Here is a 16,405-nt window from a genome sequence, read left to right as displayed (position 1 = left end):
AGGTGTCCGGCCCGTTTTTGCGCGCGGGGCTGCGGCGGCTCGGTGCGGCGGGGCTGCCGCGGCGCCCGGTGCGGCGCGCCGCGGCCTAATCCAGCCAGCCCTGGGGACCCGGGGAGCCGGCGGCGTATTCCTCCAGCGGCACACTGTCCCGCGTCCAGGCCTGGAGGACGGGGTCCACGATGCGCCAGCAGTCCTCCGCGACGTCGGCCCGGACGGAGAGCAGCGGGTCGCCGTTGAGGACCCCTTCGAGGACTTCGCCGTAGGGGAGCAGCTCGGAGGCGCTGAGCTCGGCGTGCAGGGTGGCCCGGTCCAGGCTCAGCACGTCGCCCGGGCCGTTGACGTCGAGGTCGAACTGCAGGGTGTCCGGCCCGAAGCCGATCCGCAGCTGGTTTGGCTCGTCCACGCCGGTGAATCCCCGGGGCAGATGCGGTGCCGGCCGGAACGTGACCACGGCTTCCTTGCGGGTGGCGCCCAGTGCCTTGCCGGAGCGGAGGATGAAGGGGACGCCCTGCCAGCGCCAGTTGTCTATGCTGACCTGGACCTCGGCGAGGGTCTCGGTGTTCCGGGACGGATCGACACCCGCCTCCTTGGCGTAATCCGGAACCTTCCGGTCCTCGATGGTGCCCGCGGTGTACCGCGCCCTGCGGGTGTTCTTGGCGTACGGGGCCTTGATGCTGCTGGCGCGCAGGACCGTGGCCACGGCGTCCCGGAGGTCCCGTTCATGGACCGAGGCAGGGGGTTCGAGGGCCATCAGGGCCATTACCTGCAGCAGGTGGCTCTGGATCATGTCCCGCAGGGCGCCGGCGCCGTCGTAGTAGCGGGCCCGGCCTTCGAGGGCCAGGTCCTCGTCGAAGATGATCTCGACCTTCGCGACGTAGTCCCGGTTCCACACCGGTTCCAGCAGGGCGTTGGCGAAACGCAGGCCCAGGATATTCAGGACCGTGGCCTTGCCCAGGAAGTGGTCCACCCGGTGAATGTGGTCCTCGGGCACCAGCGCGGCAAGCGTCTTATTGAGCTGCCGCGCTGAATCTTCGCTCGAGCCGAACGGCTTTTCCAGCACCAGCCGCGTCCCGGCGGGCACTTCCTCCGGGGCCAGGGCCTCACAGGCCAACTGGCTGACCTTCGGCGGGAGCGCGAAGTAGACCGCCACCGGTCCCTGCAGCGTCTTGAGCAGGCCGGACAGCTGCCCGGCGTCGGTGACGTCGAGCCGGTGGTAGCGGGTGTCTTTCCGGATCCGTTTCAGCTCCCGTTTGCCGGCAGCGCCGGCCTGGGAATTGGCGTCCGCGAACGCCGTGTCCAGCCGCTCCAGCCACTGCTCCTCGGTCCAGTCGTCCGAGCCCGCGCCAACCAGCGTGAGCTCCGGCGCGTGGCCCCTTGCCACGAGGCGGGCCAGGCCCGGCAGCAGCAGCCGGCCCGTCAAATCGCCGGAGGCGCCGAGGATCAGCAGGGTCTTTACGGTTGTTTGGCTGCTCATCTAGCCCAGCATGCCATCTACGAGGCGTGGCTTGGTACCCTAGATAGTCGAGTCCCGTAGTCTGGGCAGTTCGTTCCGGCGAAACCGTTCCGACTCTGGCGTGCCGCACCGGCCGTCAGCTGTAGATCCACTGAAAGAAGTTCACGGCGCGTGTTCAATTCACTCTCTGACCGGTTGACAGCAACCTTCAAGAATCTCCGCGGCAAGGGCCGCCTCACGGAGGCGGACGTTGACGCCACCGTCCGGGAGATCCGGCGTGCCCTGCTGGACGCCGACGTTGCCGTCCCCGTGGTCCGGGAGTTCACCGCCCGCGTCCGGGAGCGTGCGCTCGGCGTTGAGGTGTCCGGCGCCCTGAACCCCAGCCAGCAGATCGTCAAGATTGTCAACGAGGAGCTCGTTGAAATCCTCGGCGGCGAGACCCGCCGGATCCGGCTGGCCAAGACCGGACCCACCATTATCATGCTCGCCGGCCTGCAGGGTGCCGGTAAGACCACCCTCGCCGGCAAGCTCTCCAAGTTCCTCAAGGCGCAGGGCCACAGCCCCATGCTCGTCGCCTGTGACCTGCAGCGCCCCAACGCTGTCACCCAGCTTCAGGTCGTCGGCCAGCGCGCCGGTGTACCCGTTTTCGCCCCGCACCCCGGCGCCACCTCCACCGAACTGGACCACCCCGCCGGTGACCCGGTCGCCGTCGCCCGCGCCGGCGTCGAAGAAGCCAAGCGCACCCTGCACGACGTGGTGATCGTGGACACCGCCGGCCGGCTCGGCGTCGACGCCGAGATGATGGAACAGGCCCGCCAGATCCGCCGGGCCATCGTGCCCAACGAAGTCCTCTTCGTGATCGATTCGATGATCGGCCAGGACGCCGTCAACACGGCGATGGCCTTCGATGAAGGCGTCAACTTCACCGGCATCGTGCTCTCCAAGCTCGACGGCGACGCCCGCGGCGGTGCCGCGCTGTCGGTCGCGTCGGTCACCGGAAAGCCCGTCATGTTCGCGTCCACCGGCGAAGGCCTGGACGACTTCGAGCTGTTCCACCCGGACCGGATGGCCTCGCGCATCCTTGACATGGGTGACGTGCTCACCCTGATCGAGCAGGCCGAAAAGAACTGGGACAAGGACGAAGCGGCCCGGATGGCGAAGAAGTTCGCCGACCAGGAAGACTTCACCCTCGAGGACTTCCTCGCCCAGATGCAGCAGATCCGCAACATGGGCTCCATGAAGAAGATGCTCATGATGATGCCGGGGGCGCAGAACATCCGGCAGCAGCTGGAGCAGTTCGACGAGCGCGAGATCGACCGGGTCGAAGCGATCGTCCGGTCGATGACCCCGCACGAGCGGCTGGCTCCCAAGATCATCAACGGCTCCCGCCGAGCCCGCATCGCCCGCGGCTCCGGCGTGCACGTCTCCGAGGTCAACGGCCTGCTGGAGCGGTTCGCCCAGGCCCAGAAGATGATGAAGAAGATGGCAGCCGGCGGCGGCATCCCCGGGATGCCGGGAATGCCCGGGATGGGCGGCGGCGGAGGCCGCAAGGGCGCCAAGCCGGCTCCCAAGAAGAAGGCCCGGTCCGGCAACCCGGCCAAGGCCGCGCAGGAGCTCAAGGACGCCGAGGCGCGGCGCGCCGCCGGCGCCAAGGCGCTCCCCACGGGCGCGGCCTTCGGCCAGCAGGGCGGCGACTTTGACCCGTCCCAGCTGAACCTGCCCAAGGGCTTCGACAAGTTCCTCGGCGGCAGCAAGTAAGGACAAAGCCGCGTGCCTCCGGCCAGTATGTCGTCCGCTTTCCTGACAAACCGGTGCCATAGGCTTAGGTCATGTTCAAGGAGCGCGTAGTCTTCGTCCACGGCGCCGGCAGCTTTGGTGCTGCGGCGTGGCCGAAACAGCACGGCATGGCACTGAGCTACGACGCGCTGTTCCTGCGGCGGCACGGCTACGACCCCGTTGCCGAACCTGCGGAAACGGACTTCGCGGCGGACGCCGGCATCGTTTTGCGGGCCCTGGCCGACGACGGCCGCGGCGCCGCCGGCGGTCACGTCGTGGCCCACGCCCAGGGGGCCATCGCGGCGATGATGGCGGCCGTGGAACGGCCTGACCTGGTGCTCTCCCTCACCCTGGTGGAGCCCGCCTGCCTCTCGCTGACGGCCGAACTTCCGGCCTCGGCGGCGCACCGGGAACTCATGCAGCCCCTTTTCGACGTCCGGCACAGCCTCAGCGACGACGACTACCACCGCGAGTTCGTCCGCCGCGTCTTCGCAGCGCACGCCCCCGTCCGCGGCACCGTGGGCAGCGCGCCGGTGGCGGACGACGCGCGGGAGGCCCACCGGCTGCGCCTCCAGGCACCGGCGTGGGAAGCGCCGCTGCAGATCGTTCCGGGCGTACCCACCCTGGTCCTCACCGGCGGCTGGGAGCCGCTCTATGAGGAAATAGCCGGCTACCTGCGCGAGACCGGCGCGCTCCACGTCACCGCGCCCGGCGGACACCGGCCCCAGGACTCCCGGGAAGGGGACCGCGCCATCCGCACCTTCCTTGCCGAGATGAACCGGAGCGGGCACGCCCGGGCTTCCTGACACCGCGGCGCGGCGGCGGGGGTGAGGACTAGGCTTTAAGCCATGACCGGCATCATCGAGTTCAGCGGCCCCATCCTCACTGCGGCGGACCAGGAACGGCGCGGCTTGTGGTCCGTCAACGGCACACTGACCTTCCACCGTCCGCAGTCCGTCCCGGACCTGGTCCTGGACGGGTGGGTCATTCCCGGGCTGGTCGACGCGCACTGCCACATCGGCCTCGGGCCCGGCGGGGACGTTCCGGAGGACGTGGCCGAAGCCCAGGCGCAGACCGACCGCGACGCCGGCACCCTGCTGGTCCGCGACGCCGGCGCCGTGCACGACACGCGCTGGCTCCAGCAGCGAAGCGAGCTGCCCCGCATCATCCGCGCCGGCCGCCACGTCGCCCGGACGCGGCGGTACCTCCGCGGCTTCGCCGTCGAGGTTGAACCCGCCGAGCTGGTGGAGGCCGTCCGTAAACAGGCGCGCGCCGGTGACGGCTGGGTCAAGCTGGTGGGGGACTGGATCGACCGCGACGCCGGCGACCTCGCCGCCAGTTTCCCGGCCGCCAGCGTGCGGGGCGCCGTCGCCGCCGCCCACGACGAGGGGGCCCGGGTCACCGCCCACTGCTTCGCGGAGGAGACCCTTGACGACATGCTGGACGCGGGTATCGACTGCATCGAGCACGGGACCGGCCTGCTTCCCCGGCACCTGCCCCGCTTCGTGGAACAGGGGGTGCCGATCGTCCCGACCCTGATCAACATCGCCAATTTCCCGGACATCGCGGAACAGGCCGAGGCCAAGTTCCCGCGTTACGCGGCCCACATGCGCTCGCTCTGGGAAGGCCGCGCCGAACGCATCCTCGCCGCCTACGAGGCCGGCGTGGCAATCTATGCGGGAACGGACGCCGGCAGCGTCATCCGGCACGGGCGCATCGTTGACGAAGTCGAGGCGCTGCATGCCGCCGGGCTCCCCGCCCGGGCCGCCCTCGACGCCGCGGCCTGGTCTGCCCGTAACTGGCTGGGCGCGGACGCGATCACCGAGGGTGCCAGCGCCGACGTGCTGGTCTGCACCGAAGACCCGCGCGGAAACCTCGGTACCTTGCACAAGCTCAGCCACGTGGTGCTCCGCGGCGAACCGATCCGGCCGGAACCTTCCGCGCGTTAGGAATAAATTGAAGCTTCAAGTAATTTAGATAGATGAGGGTCGCCGAAGGTCGGTGGCCGCACAACCACTGGAGCGTTTCGATGACTGCAGAAGCCAGCACCCAGGACCTTCTTCCCGCTGAACTCACCATGGGCACCGTGATGCTCAAGGTTGGCGACATGAAGCTCATGACTGATTACTACCAGCGCGCCCTCGGCCTCGATATCGTGGCGGAGCAGGACGGCGGGCTCTACCTCGGACGCAAGCAGAAGCCGCTGGTCCACCTTGCCCCCGCCCCCGGGCTCAGCCTGCCCTCCCGCGGCGAGGCCGGCCTGTTCCACACCGCCCTGCTGTTCGATGACCAGTCTGCCCTCGCCGCCACCGTGGCCAGCGCGGCGCAGTACGAACCGCAGTCCTTCACCGGAAGCGCCGACCACCTGGTCAGCGAGGCCTTCTACTTCAACGACCCGGAGGGCAACGGCATTGAGCTCTACTGGGACCGCCCCCGGGACGCCTGGTCCTGGGAGGGCGGAAACGTCGTCATGGACAGCCTGGCCCTGCCGCCCCAGCGTTACCTCCAACAGCACCTCACCGAAGCGTCCCTGGCCGGGCAGCGGCAGACCGACGCCGGCGTCGGCCATGTCCACCTGCAGGTTGGCGACGTGCAGTCTGCCCACGACTTTTACGTCGGCACGCTCGGCTTCGAAAAGACTGCCGGGTGGCACGGCCAGGCGCTCTTCGTCTCCGCCGGCGGCTACCACCACCACATGGCCATGAACGTCTGGAACAGCCGTGGCGCCGGACCGCGCCGGGACACGCTGGGCCTCGGTGAAGTAGTGATCGAGGTGCCGTCCGGGGACGACGTCGGCGCTCTTGCCGACCGGCTCAAGACCGCCGGCATTCAGTCCCACCACACGGGCGCCGAGTTGCGCTTCGACGATCCGTGGCGCAACCGGATCCGCGTCACCGTCCGCTAACCACGGGACATGCCCAGTGGTCGCGGTCATGGAAGGGCATATGGCCTATATGTCCGTTGCTCACGTCCGGAGGAGGGCATGTCCGCTCGGGGAGCCTGGGTAAAGCGGGCCGCGGCTTGGATGACGTGGGACATGTCCAGTGGTAGCGGCCAAGGGTGGGCATATCCGGTGCGTGTGGTGGGCGATGGGCATGTCCGCTGGTTGACGTCATGGCTGGGCATGTTGGCTATATGTCCGTTGCTCACGGCCGGAGGAGGGCATGTCTATTCCGGGAGCCTGGACAAAGCCGGCCGCGGCTGGGATGACGTGGGACATGCCCAGTGGTCGCGGCCAAGGGTGGGCATATGGCCTATATGTCCGTTGCTCACGTCCGGCGGAGGGCATGTCCACTCCGGGAGCCTGGATAAAGCGGGCCGCGGCTGGGATGACGTGGGGAAATGCCCAGTGGTCGCGGCCAAGGGTGGGCACATGGCCTATATGTCCGTTGCTCACGGTCGGAGGAGAGCATGTCCACTGGTTGCTGTCATGGCTGGCATGTCGGCTATATGTCCAGTGCTGGTGGCCAGGGGAGGGCATGTCCGGTGCGCGGTCGGCCCGGCCGGAGCCGCTAGGCTGAAACCACGCCGACAACAGCGGCACTGCGCCGCACGACAGCTAGGGAGCTCTTCCTTGGGATTTACTGAAATCTTCGTCGCCACGCACGACGCCGCTCTGAAGCGGGCCGCGGCCCTCGAAGCTGGCGCCGCCGTTGCCCCCGGCGCAGTCCGGATTTCGGAGATCAGCGACTTCGAGGTCGAGCGGCTCGGCGACCTGGCCGGCACAGCGGTACACGCTGCGGGCGCCGACTATGAGCTGGCAATGGTGGACGTGGCGAGCGACTCGCTGCTGGGTGTTCCGGCCGCGATGGTCCGGGCGTTGGCGGACCTGCTGAGCTACGAGACCGAAGGCGACGGTGACGTTCTCGCGGATGTCTCCGCGCAGTGGGCCGCGGAGGAGGACATGCCTTTCGGCCCGGAGCAGGCTGCAGGCTACGTCCGGCAGCTGGCCGAACTCGCGGCAGGCGTGGACCCGGCCGCCAGGACCGGGCTCTACGTCTGGACGTCCTGACGCCCGACAGCGTGCGCCCCCGGAGACCGTCCCGAGAAAAAACACCCCTTGAAGACCCCTGGCACGGGTGTCAAGTCGAAATCCGCGCGGTGATCTGGCACAATGAACAGGTACTCGATCCGCGTGGCCCCTCTCTCCGCGTCCGGATCCTGTCCTTTAGAACCCCCTAGTACGGCCCGCCCCACGGGTGCAGAACACCGGGCTCGACCCCGTTTCAGAAACAGGAGTGACCACAAAAGTGGCCGTAAAGATTCGCCTTAAGCGCTTCGGCAAGATGCGCGCACCGTACTACCGCATCGTCGTCATGGACGCACGCTCCAAGCGTGACGGCCGTGCCATCGAAGAGATCGGCAAGTACCACCCCACCGAAGAGCCCTCGTACATCGAGGTCGACTCGGACCGCGCCCAGTACTGGCTCGGCGTCGGCGCACAGCCGTCCGAGCAGGTCGCCGCGATCCTCAAGATCACCGGTGACTGGCAGAAGTTCAAGGGTCTCCCGGGCCAGGAGGGCACCTTGAAGACCAAGGCTGCCAAGGAAGCCTTCGTCGCCCCGGAAAAGGGTTCCGTGATCATCCCGGAAGCCATCACCAAGAAGGCCAAGAAGGACGACGCAGCCGAGGCTCCCGCCGACGCCGAAGCAGAGACCACCGAGGCTGAGTAACTTGCTGGCAGAAGCGCTCGAACACCTGGTCCGCGGGATTGTTGACAGTCCCGAGGACGTCAAGGTCAGTGCCAAGAACAACCGCCGCGGGGATACCCTCGAGGTGCGCGTTCATCAGGACGACCTCGGACGGGTGATCGGACGCCAGGGCCGTACGGCGCGCGCCTTGCGCACCGTGGTGGCGGCACTGGCCGACGGCGAACCGGTCAGGGTCGACGTCGTCGACACCGACCGCCGCCGGTAGCGCAGCCAGCTTAGCTCGATCTTCAGTCCGGCCCCTTCACCAGCTTATGGTGGAGGGGCCGGACTGTTTTGCGCGGCAGGCGCCAGCGAATCCAAGGCGCCAGCGAATCCAAGACGTCAGAGAACCCGAACAGAGGAACACATGCAGCTCCAGGTGGCACGAATCGGCAAGCCCCACGGCATCCGCGGCGAAGTAACAGTCCAAGTGCTCACGGACGCGCCGGGTGACCGCTTTGTTCCCGGCACCCAGTTCGTGGTCGAACCGGCGTCGGCAGGGCCGTTGACGGTGGAGAGCGCGCGCTGGAACAAGGACATCCTGCTGCTCGCCTTCGAGGAAGTGGAGACCCGCAACGACGCGGAAGCCCTGCGTGGCGCGAAGCTCTTCATCGAGACCGAGGAACTGGACGAGGACGACGACGAGGGCTGGTACGAGCACGAGCTCGTCGGCCTGGAGGCCCGGGTCGGCGACCAGGTGGTGGGCAGGGTCTCGGCCCTGCACACCATGCCGGTGCAGGACCTGTTGGTCGTCACGGATGCGGACGGCAAGGAAATCCTGGTCCCCTTCGTGGAGCAGATCGTCCCCGAGGTCAACGTCGGCGACAAGTACATCCGCCTCACGCCGCCGGACGGGCTGTTCGAGGTCAACGCCGAGGCCGGCGCCGCGCCGGACGACGGCGACACGGTCGCCGACACGAACGCCGCCGCCGATGCCGACACGGCAGCCGGCTCCGACGGCAGCGGGGACCGCGGCTGACATGCGGATCGACGTCGTCAGTATTTTCCCGGACTACCTCGCGCCGCTGGAGCTGTCCCTGATCGGGAAGGCGCGCCAGGACGGGCTGCTGGAGCTGAACGTCCATGACCTCCGGGACTTCACCACCGACCGGCACCGCACGGTGGATGACACGCCGTACGGCGGCGGAGCCGGCATGGTGATGAAGCCCGAGCCCTGGGCCCAGGCCCTTGCCGCCGTCGCGGGTGTCGCGGGGGCCGCCGGGCAGGACGGCGGCAAGCCGGTACTGATCGTTCCGTCGCCGGCGGGGGAGCGCTTCAACCAGGCCACCGCCTACGAACTCGCGGCGGAGCAGCAGCTGGTCTTCGCCTGCGGACGCTACGAGGGGATCGACGAGCGCGTCCTGGACTGGGCTGCGGAGCATTTCACCGTCCGGCCCATGAGCCTCGGAGACTACGTGCTCAATGGCGGCGAGGTGGCCGTGCTGGCCATGGTGGAGGCCGTGGGCAGGCTGCTGCCGGGCGTCGTCGGCAACCCCGAGTCGCTGGTGGAGGAATCCCATTCCGACGGACTGCTCGAATACCCGGTCTACACCAAGCCGTCGAACTGGCGGGACCGCGAGGTGCCCGCCGTGCTGCTGAGCGGCAACCACGGCAAGATCGCGCAGTGGCGGCGGCATGAACAATACCGGCGCACCGCAGAACGCCGCCCGGACCTGCTTGACGGGTTCGACGCCGGCACTTTGCCCCGCGCCGACCGCGCGGTCTTCGGGGACCTGGGGTACGACATCGTCGAGGGCCGGCTGCGGCGCCGCTCCGACGCCTGAACTTGGGCAAACCACGCGGCCGATTCACCAAAACACGCCCCCATGTGGCAAAATTAGTCCTTGTGCCCGCTGGGTTGCGAACCTGCCACAGGGGGAGCGCTACCAACAGCCCGGCACCCCGGCACCGTCAAGTCCTGACGACGCCGGAACGACAAACTTTCGGCGGCAATTTCCGGAGCATCCAATGCCCGGGCTTGGCCGCCGTGACCCAACGTGAATGACCTGTGGCGTTCACCAGGAGTGGATCAATGCATATCCTCGATTCCGTAGACGCAGCCTCGCTGCGCAGCGATGTTCCCGAGTTCCGCGCCGGCGACACCATCAAGGTGCACGTGAACATCATCGAAGGCAAGAACTCCCGTGTCCAGGTCTTCCAGGGCTTCGTCCTGGGCCGCCAGGGCGACGGCGTCCGCGAAACCTTCACCGTCCGCAAGGTCTCCTTCGGCGTCGGCGTGGAGCGTACCTTCCCGGTGCACTCCCCGATCATTGACAAGATCGAACTCGTCTCCAAGGGCGATGTGCGCCGCGCCAAGCTTTACTACATGCGTGCACTGCGCGGTAAGGCTGCGAAGATCAAGGAAAAGCGCGACTTCCAGACCGCCAAGTAAGTCTCCGGACTTTCCCAGCGGATCCACGGAGGGTCCGGGTTTGTGCCCGGCCTTCCGCCACTGCGCTGTTCATCTCAGAAAAGCGTTAGAGGGCCTGGAGCATGGAACAGACAAGACGCCGGTCCAGGAAACTGGGCTGGCGTTTTGCGTTGCTGGGACTGTTCCTGGCGGTGCTCATCAGCGGGCTGGTGCGCTCCCTCTGGCTGGACGTCTACTTCATTCCGTCGGCGTCGATGGAACCGCTGCTCCGGGACGGGGACAGAATCCTGGTCTCCCGCACCGACTTTGCGCTCGAACCGGTCCGCCGGGGCGACGTCGTGGTCTTCGACGGCAGGGGATCCTTCGCCCCGCTCAACAGCGGCCGGGGACCGGCAGCGGACTTCCTCGCCGGCGCAGGCCACTGGCTGGGCCTGACCGGCAGCGACACCACCTACGTGAAGCGCGTCATCGGCCTCCCCGGTGACCACGTCATCTGTTGTAACGCCGAGGGCAGGCTCACAGTGAACGGCCAGCAAGTTGCGGAACCCTATCTGTATGGGGGCGACGCTCCCAGCGAACTGAAGTTCAGCGTGATCGTGCCGGCGGGCCGGCTCTGGCTGATGGGCGACCACCGGTCCGCGTCGGCCGACTCCCGCAGCCTGCTGGGGGCACCGGGCGGCGGAATGGTCCCACTGGACCGGGTCCTCGGCAGACCGGTACAGGTGATCTGGCCGCTTGATAGATTTGCAGCGATACCGCGGCCCGACGAGGCCGCCACAACGATGAGGAACGGACAGTAGATGCCCGAGAACGGACCCCGGAGACCTGATCCGCAGGGGCACGACGGGCTCCGGCCCGAACCGGTGGAAGACGCCCCGGCGTCCGGGCCCGCCCACGCCGGCCCGACGTCGGCGCGCGCCCGGCGGGCCAGGGCCCGGGAAGGCCGGAGCCCCGCGTTCCTGTGGTTCAAGGAAATCGCCACCGTGGTGGTGATCGCCGTCGTGCTGTCCTTCCTGATCAAGACCTTCCTGTTCCGGGCGTTCTACATCCCGTCCGAGTCGATGATGAACACCCTCGACGTCAACGACCGGATCTTCGTCAACCTGCTGGTGCCGGAGCCGATCGCGCTCGAACGCGGCGACGTCGTCGTCTTCCGCGACACCAAGGGCTGGCTGGTGCCCAGCGCGCCCCAGGCCAACGGACCCTTGTCCGGTGTGCAGGACGCGCTGACCTTCGTGGGCCTGCTCCCGGACAACTCGCAGCAGCACCTCGTGAAGCGCGTGATCGGCCTGCCCGGTGACCATGTCATTTGCTGCGACGGCAGCGGCCGGCTCACGGTCAATGGAGCGCCGCTGGACGAAAAGTACATCAACAACGCCGAAGTTCCGCAGGTACGCGACTTCGACGTCGTCGTCCCGGCCGGCAAGGTCTGGGTGATGGGCGACAACCGGAACCACTCCGCGGATTCCCGCGCCCACATGGACACCAACGGCGGGTTCATCGACCTGCCGGACATCGAGGGCAAGGCAGCGGTGATCGCCTGGCCGCTGAACCGGATCACCGGGCTGGGAAACTATCCCGAAGTTTTCCGCGGCGTCCCGGCGCCGGCAGGGAAGTAGGGCAGGCGCTGTGTCCCTCGCCCCAACCCTCGATTACGAGCACCGCTTCCGCGGCTCGGGCGCCCGCCTGCTCGCCGGCATCGACGAGGTGGGACGCGGCGCGCTGGCCGGCCCCGTCAGCGTCGGGATCGCCGTGATCGACCTGCACCGGCAGACCCTGCTCGCGGACGTGCGGGACAGCAAGCTGCTTAAGGCCGCGGACCGGGAACGGCTCGAGCCGCTGGTGCGCAGTTGGTGCGTCGCCTCCGCCGTCGGGCATGCCAGCGCCGCCGAGATCGACGCCCTCGGCATCATTGCCGCGCTGCGCCTGGCCGGCAACCGGGCCTGGTTCGCCGTGCTGGACGCCGGCGTGACCCCCGATGTGGTGTTGCTGGACGGCAGCCATAACTGGCTCTCGCCGGCGGCGCAGGGATCCCTGTTTGACACGGACCCCGAAGATGCGGGCCCGCAGGACCCGGGCTGTGACGCGCCGGTGCACACCCTGGTCAAGGCCGACATGCAGTGCCTGAGCGTGGCGGCGGCGTCGGTGCTGGCCAAGGTCGAGCGCGACCGGCAGATGGCCGCGCTGCACACCGAATTCCCGGCCTTCGGCTGGAACGAGAACAAGGGCTACGGCACCGCCGCGCACAAGGACGCCCTCCGCGCCGCCGGGCCCAGCCCGTACCACCGGGTCAGCTGGCAGTTGCTGCGCGACTAGCCGCCGCTGCGCGCGCCCGGCGTCCGCCGCTCGTGCCTGCCTGCTGCCGGTCTGCCCGTGGCGCGCGCCCGCCGTTCAATGGTGCAAGATGGAAGCATGAGTGCCGAGGATCTTGAAAACTATGAAACCGACATGGAGCTGCAGCTCTACCGCGAATACCGCGACGTCGTCGGGCTGTTCAGCTATGTTGTCGAGACCGAGCGGCGTTTCTACCTCGCCAACCACGTGGACCTGCAGGCCCGCAGCGCCGACGGCGAGGTGTACTTCGACCTGACCCTTCAGGACGCGTGGGTCTGGGACGTCTACCGCTCCGCCCGGTTCGTCAAAAGCGTCCGCGTCATCACCTTCAAGGACGTCAACGTCGAGGAGCTGCCGCGCAACGAGGAGCTCGCCGTGCCCAAGGTCGAGGACCTGGGGAACTAGCGCCACTTCCGGCCGGGTTACCCACATAGCCCAACTTTCCGCCGCGCCGCGCAGCATGGACGGCGCACGCTGGAGGCATGAGAGCTAAGGACCTGCTGGGCCGGCGCGGCGAAGAACTTGCCACCGGCTACCTCCAAGCCGAGGGCATGCGGATCATTGACCGCAACTGGCGTTGCGCCGAGGGCGAGATCGACATCGTGGCGCTCGACGGCGACGCCCTGGTCATCGCGGAGGTCAAGACCCGCACCTCCCTCGCGTACGGGCACCCGTTCGAGGCTGTCGGCGCGGACAAGCTGGCGCGGCTGCACCGGCTGGCATCGGCCTGGTGCCGCGACCATGAGCTGCGGATGCCGCTGCGCCGGGTGGACGTCATCGCCGTGCTCGACGACGGCACCGGCGGGCCGCCGGTCATTGACCACCTCAAAGGGGTGGGCTAGATGGGGCTGGGCCGGACCTACGCCGTCGCGCTGGTCGGGCTGAACGGCTACCTCGTCGAGGTCGAGGCGGACATCGGCCAGACGCTTCCCGCGTTCGTCATCCTGGGCCTGCCGGACGCCTCGCTGAATGAGGCGAAGGAGCGGATCCGGTCCGCGGCCCAAAACTCCGGCATCCCGCTCAGCCGCCGGAAGATCACCGCGAACCTCATCCCGGCCTCGCTGCCCAAGCGGGGCTCCGGGTTCGATTTGTCCATTGCCGTGGCCGTCCTGCTCGCCGCCAATGATATCCGCCCGACCGGACGGCATGTCTTTATCGCCGAACTCGGCCTGGACGGGCGCCTGCGCCCGGTGCGCGGCATCCTTCCGGCCGTGATGGCAGCCGTCAACGCCGGCCACCCGGAGGTGGTGGTGGCCCAGGCCAACGCCGCCGAAGCGGCCCTGGTCCCCGGCGCCAAGGTGCGCGGCTACCGCACCCTGGCCCGGCTCGCCTTCGACTTCGGCGCCGACCCGCAGGAGCTCGCCCTGGACTTCGAACCGGACGCCGAGGAACCGGAGGATGCCGCCGCCACGGAAGCCGTCGCGTCCGTACCGGATATGTGCGACGTCTCGGGGCAGGGCGAGGGCCGGCGTGCCCTGGAGGTGGCTGCCGCCGGCGCGCACCACATGCTGCTGACCGGGCCCCCGGGAGCGGGAAAGACGATGCTCGCCGAGCGCCTCCCCGGGCTGCTGCCGGATCTTCGGGACCGTGCGGCAATGGAAGTGACGGCCATCCATTCGCTCAGCGCCCTCACGTCCGCGCCGGTCACGCTGTTGCGCCGGCCGCCCTATGAAAATCCGCACCACACCGCCACGGCCGCCGCCATTATTGGTGGCGGCTCCGGGCTGCCGCGTCCGGGGGCAGCATCCCGCGCCCACCGCGGGGTGCTGTTCCTGGATGAGGCCCCGGAGTTCGAGCGCCGCGTCCTGGACGCGCTGCGGCAACCGCTGGAGTGCGGCGAGCTAGTCATCCACCGCTCGGCGGGGACGGCCGCCTACCCCGCCCGGTTCCAGCTGGTGCTGGCCGCCAATCCCTGCCCGTGCGGCAAGGCTTCCGGCAAGGGAGTGGACTGCACCTGCACCCCGACGATGCGCCGCCGCTATCTCTCCCGGCTCTCCGGTCCGCTGCTGGACCGGGTCGACATCCAGCTGGAAGTCGAACGGGTGGCGCTGGCCGATTTCGGCCAGCCCCGCGCCGAAGAGGACACGGCCGGCATCGCCGCGCGTGTGCTGACGGCCCGGCGCCGCCAGCTGGACCGGCTGCACCCGCTGGGGCTGGAGACCAACGCCCAGGTGCCGGGCCGGGTGCTCCGGGGACAGCTGCGGCTCGTCGGTTCAGCGACGCGGATCCTGGACCACGCCCTGGAACGCGGAGTCCTCACGGCCCGCGGCTACGACCGGGTTTTGCGGCTGGCATGGACTGTCGCTGACCTCAACGGCAGCGACAGTCCCGGCGCGGATGAGATCGGGCAGGCGCTGGGTCTCCGGCAGACCGCAGCGGTCGCCGCCTGAGGACCCCGCCACGACACGAACCCAGTTCAGCAACTAAGGCACCACAGTGAGGAGCATGCAGCACCATGACAGAGAATGACAGGACCGCCCGCGCCGCGTTGTCCCGACTTCTGGAGCCGCAGGATGCTGCAGGCCTGGCCCTCGTCCGGGTGGCCGGCGCGGTGGATGCCCTCCGGGTCGCCACCGGCGAGCTCCAGGCCGGTCCGGGACTGGAGCAGGAGCTGTCCCGGACGCTGGCGGACCACGGTGCCGGCACAGGCTGGACCGGTCTGGGCATGGCTCTGAAGCGCTGGGCGCCGCGGATCCCAGACTTGGCCCCGGACCGCGACCTCGCCACCGTGCAGCGCCTGGGCGGACGAATGCTCATCCCCGCGGACCCGCTGTGGCCCGCCCAGTTGGCGGACCTGGGGCTGCAGGAGCCACTCTGTCTCTGGTGGCGGGGCGTGGAACAGGAATTGCCGCCGGTAAACAAGGCCATCGCACTGGTGGGATCACGGGACAGCACCTCGTACGGATCGGCTGTCACCGGAGACCTCGCCTACGCGCTGGCACAGCGCGGATTCACCATTGTTTCCGGCGGCGCGTACGGCATCGACGCCCACGCGCACCGCGCAGCCCTGGCCGGAGCCGGGGCCGGCCTGCCCACCATCGCGGTCATGGCCGGGGGTGTGGACCGGTTCTACCCCGCCGGCAACGAGGACCTGCTCCGGACGGTTGCCAACCAGGGCGCCGTCCTGGCCGAGGTCCCGCCCGGATCAGCTCCAACCCGCTACCGCTTCCTGCAACGGAACAGACTGATCGCCGCCCTGGCCGCGGTCACTGTGGTGGTGGAGGCGCGGTGGAGATCCGGCGCGCTCAACACCGCCCACCACGCCGAAACCCTGGGCCGCGGCGTGGGCGCGGTCCCGGGGTCGGTGCACAGCGCCAACTCGGCCGGCTGCCACCGCCTGCTGCGCGAAGGAGGCGCCGTGTGCGTGACCGACGCCGGCGAGATCGCGGAACTGGCGTCGCCCAGCGGGGAGTCGATGCCCGAGTCCAAGGCCGGCAGGGTGGAGGCCCACGACGGGCTCACCCTGGAAGACCTGATTGTCCTGGACGCCCTGCCGCTGCGGACCACGAGCACCGTCGAAAAACTCGCCGCGGTGGCCGGGCTCAGTCCGGAATCCGTGCGCGCGGGACTGGGCCGGCTTGGGCTGCTCGGCCTGGCAGAGTCCCTCCACGGCGGCTGGAAACGCTCCACCGCCGCCGGCTGAGTGCTGCCGGCTGAACACTGCCGGGCCGTATCTGGACGTCGCCGGCTGAACGACGCGCCGCCGTATGTGGACGTCCAAGCCGAACGACGCGCCGCCGTATGTGGACGTCCAAGCCGAACGACGCGCCGCCGGGCTCC

General features: G+C 68.9%; 18 protein-coding genes. 17 read left to right on the top strand and 1 reads right to left on the bottom strand.

The features are described 5' to 3' along the window. Positions 1-85: 85 nt before the first annotated feature. Positions 86-1,474, bottom strand: coding sequence for a glucose-6-phosphate dehydrogenase (locus AC3ANP_RS15950; RefSeq protein ID WP_488331100.1), 1,389 nt, complete (start codon positions 1,472-1,474; stop codon positions 86-88). Positions 1,475-1,624: 150 nt separating this feature from the next. On the opposite strand from AC3ANP_RS15950, the gene ffh reads away from it, so the two are divergent. The 17 genes from ffh (at position 1,625) to dprA (ending at position 16,268) form a co-directional block, all read left to right on the top strand. After that, positions 1,625-3,211 (top strand): signal recognition particle protein, encoded by a 1,587-nt coding sequence (gene ffh, locus AC3ANP_RS15945; RefSeq protein WP_488331099.1) that lies wholly within the window; start codon positions 1,625-1,627, stop codon positions 3,209-3,211. Positions 3,212-3,282: 71 nt separating this feature from the next. Further along, positions 3,283-4,035 carry an alpha/beta hydrolase family protein gene (locus AC3ANP_RS15940; protein WP_488331098.1) on the top strand — a complete coding sequence of 251 codons (753 nt, stop codon included), beginning with the start codon at positions 3,283-3,285 and terminating at the stop codon, positions 4,033-4,035. Positions 4,036-4,077: 42 nt separating this feature from the next. After that, entirely contained in the window at positions 4,078-5,178 is a 1,101-nt protein-coding gene (locus AC3ANP_RS15935) for an amidohydrolase family protein (RefSeq protein WP_488331097.1), read from the top strand. A gap of 80 nt (positions 5,179-5,258) precedes the next feature. Next, on the top strand, positions 5,259-6,134 hold the full coding sequence (locus tag AC3ANP_RS15930) for a VOC family protein (protein ID WP_488331096.1): 876 nt from the start codon (positions 5,259-5,261) through the stop codon (positions 6,132-6,134). Between the two features lie 669 nt (positions 6,135-6,803). Beyond that, positions 6,804-7,241, top strand: coding sequence for a hypothetical protein (locus AC3ANP_RS15925; protein ID WP_488331095.1), 438 nt, complete (start codon positions 6,804-6,806; stop codon positions 7,239-7,241). 238 nt (positions 7,242-7,479) lie between these two features. Next, a complete protein-coding gene (gene rpsP / locus AC3ANP_RS15920; protein ID WP_488331094.1) occupies positions 7,480-7,902 on the top strand; it encodes a 30S ribosomal protein S16 in 423 nt (140 codons plus the stop codon). Between the two features lies 1 nt (position 7,903). Then, positions 7,904-8,146, top strand: coding sequence for an RNA-binding protein (locus AC3ANP_RS15915; protein ID WP_056426755.1), 243 nt, complete (start codon positions 7,904-7,906; stop codon positions 8,144-8,146). A gap of 141 nt (positions 8,147-8,287) precedes the next feature. Then, on the top strand, positions 8,288-8,899 hold the full coding sequence (gene rimM / locus AC3ANP_RS15910; protein WP_488331093.1) for a ribosome maturation factor RimM: 612 nt from the start codon (positions 8,288-8,290) through the stop codon (positions 8,897-8,899). Position 8,900: 1 nt separating this feature from the next. After that, on the top strand, positions 8,901-9,704 hold the full coding sequence (trmD, locus tag AC3ANP_RS15905) for a tRNA (guanosine(37)-N1)-methyltransferase TrmD (RefSeq protein WP_488333088.1): 804 nt from the start codon (positions 8,901-8,903) through the stop codon (positions 9,702-9,704). Between the two features lie 248 nt (positions 9,705-9,952). Then, positions 9,953-10,312: a 50S ribosomal protein L19 gene (gene rplS, locus AC3ANP_RS15900; RefSeq protein WP_090953186.1), complete on the top strand. Its 360-nt coding sequence runs from the start codon at positions 9,953-9,955 to the stop codon at positions 10,310-10,312. Positions 10,313-10,413: 101 nt separating this feature from the next. Next, positions 10,414-11,091 (top strand): signal peptidase I, encoded by a 678-nt coding sequence (gene lepB, locus AC3ANP_RS15895; RefSeq protein WP_488331092.1) that lies wholly within the window; start codon positions 10,414-10,416, stop codon positions 11,089-11,091. Beyond that, a complete protein-coding gene (gene lepB / locus AC3ANP_RS15890) occupies positions 11,092-11,910 on the top strand; it encodes a signal peptidase I (protein WP_488331091.1) in 819 nt (272 codons plus the stop codon). 10 nt (positions 11,911-11,920) lie between these two features. Further along, entirely contained in the window at positions 11,921-12,607 is a 687-nt protein-coding gene (gene rnhB, locus AC3ANP_RS15885) for a ribonuclease HII (protein ID WP_488331090.1), read from the top strand. A 96-nt stretch (positions 12,608-12,703) separates the two neighbouring features. Beyond that, the gene (locus tag AC3ANP_RS15880) at positions 12,704-13,030 is read left to right on the top strand and encodes a DUF2469 domain-containing protein (protein ID WP_488331089.1); all 327 of its coding nucleotides are present in this window, start codon (positions 12,704-12,706) and stop codon (positions 13,028-13,030) included. A 77-nt stretch (positions 13,031-13,107) separates the two neighbouring features. Then, positions 13,108-13,467: a YraN family protein gene (locus AC3ANP_RS15875; RefSeq protein ID WP_488331088.1), complete on the top strand. Its 360-nt coding sequence runs from the start codon at positions 13,108-13,110 to the stop codon at positions 13,465-13,467. Beyond that, on the top strand, positions 13,468-15,015 hold the full coding sequence (locus AC3ANP_RS15870; protein WP_488331087.1) for a YifB family Mg chelatase-like AAA ATPase: 1,548 nt from the start codon (positions 13,468-13,470) through the stop codon (positions 15,013-15,015). It begins immediately after the preceding gene. A gap of 65 nt (positions 15,016-15,080) precedes the next feature. Further along, positions 15,081-16,268 carry a DNA-processing protein DprA gene (dprA, locus tag AC3ANP_RS15865; protein ID WP_488331086.1) on the top strand — a complete coding sequence of 396 codons (1,188 nt, stop codon included), beginning with the start codon at positions 15,081-15,083 and terminating at the stop codon, positions 16,266-16,268. Positions 16,269-16,405: the final 137 nt, after the last annotated feature.

The sequence above is a fragment of the Arthrobacter sp. JB02-1C genome, from assembly GCF_057748045.1.
Note: the sequence above shows the minus strand (reverse complement) of the source record. Positions and strands in the feature narration are given on the sequence as shown.

Bases quoted from the DNA above. Each gene is read 5' to 3' on its own strand.
- AC3ANP_RS15950 (WP_488331100.1), bottom strand. From the start codon at position 1,474: ATGAGCAGCCAAACAACCGTAAAGACCCTGCTGATCCTCGGCGCCTCC.
- AC3ANP_RS15940 (WP_488331098.1), top strand. From the start codon at position 3,283: ATGTTCAAGGAGCGCGTAGTCTTCGTCCACGGCGCCGGCAGCTTTGGT.
- AC3ANP_RS15935 (WP_488331097.1), top strand. From the start codon at position 4,078: ATGACCGGCATCATCGAGTTCAGCGGCCCCATCCTCACTGCGGCGGAC.
- AC3ANP_RS15930 (WP_488331096.1), top strand. From the start codon at position 5,259: ATGACTGCAGAAGCCAGCACCCAGGACCTTCTTCCCGCTGAACTCACC.
- rimM (WP_488331093.1), top strand. From the start codon at position 8,288: ATGCAGCTCCAGGTGGCACGAATCGGCAAGCCCCACGGCATCCGCGGC.
- trmD (WP_488333088.1), top strand. From the start codon at position 8,901: ATGCGGATCGACGTCGTCAGTATTTTCCCGGACTACCTCGCGCCGCTG.
- rplS (WP_090953186.1), top strand. From the start codon at position 9,953: ATGCATATCCTCGATTCCGTAGACGCAGCCTCGCTGCGCAGCGATGTT.
- lepB (WP_488331092.1), top strand. From the start codon at position 10,414: ATGGAACAGACAAGACGCCGGTCCAGGAAACTGGGCTGGCGTTTTGCG.
- lepB (WP_488331091.1), top strand. From the start codon at position 11,092: ATGCCCGAGAACGGACCCCGGAGACCTGATCCGCAGGGGCACGACGGG.
- AC3ANP_RS15880 (WP_488331089.1), top strand. From the start codon at position 12,704: ATGAGTGCCGAGGATCTTGAAAACTATGAAACCGACATGGAGCTGCAG.
- AC3ANP_RS15875 (WP_488331088.1), top strand. From the start codon at position 13,108: ATGAGAGCTAAGGACCTGCTGGGCCGGCGCGGCGAAGAACTTGCCACC.
- AC3ANP_RS15870 (WP_488331087.1), top strand. From the start codon at position 13,468: ATGGGGCTGGGCCGGACCTACGCCGTCGCGCTGGTCGGGCTGAACGGC.
- dprA (WP_488331086.1), top strand. From the start codon at position 15,081: ATGACAGAGAATGACAGGACCGCCCGCGCCGCGTTGTCCCGACTTCTG.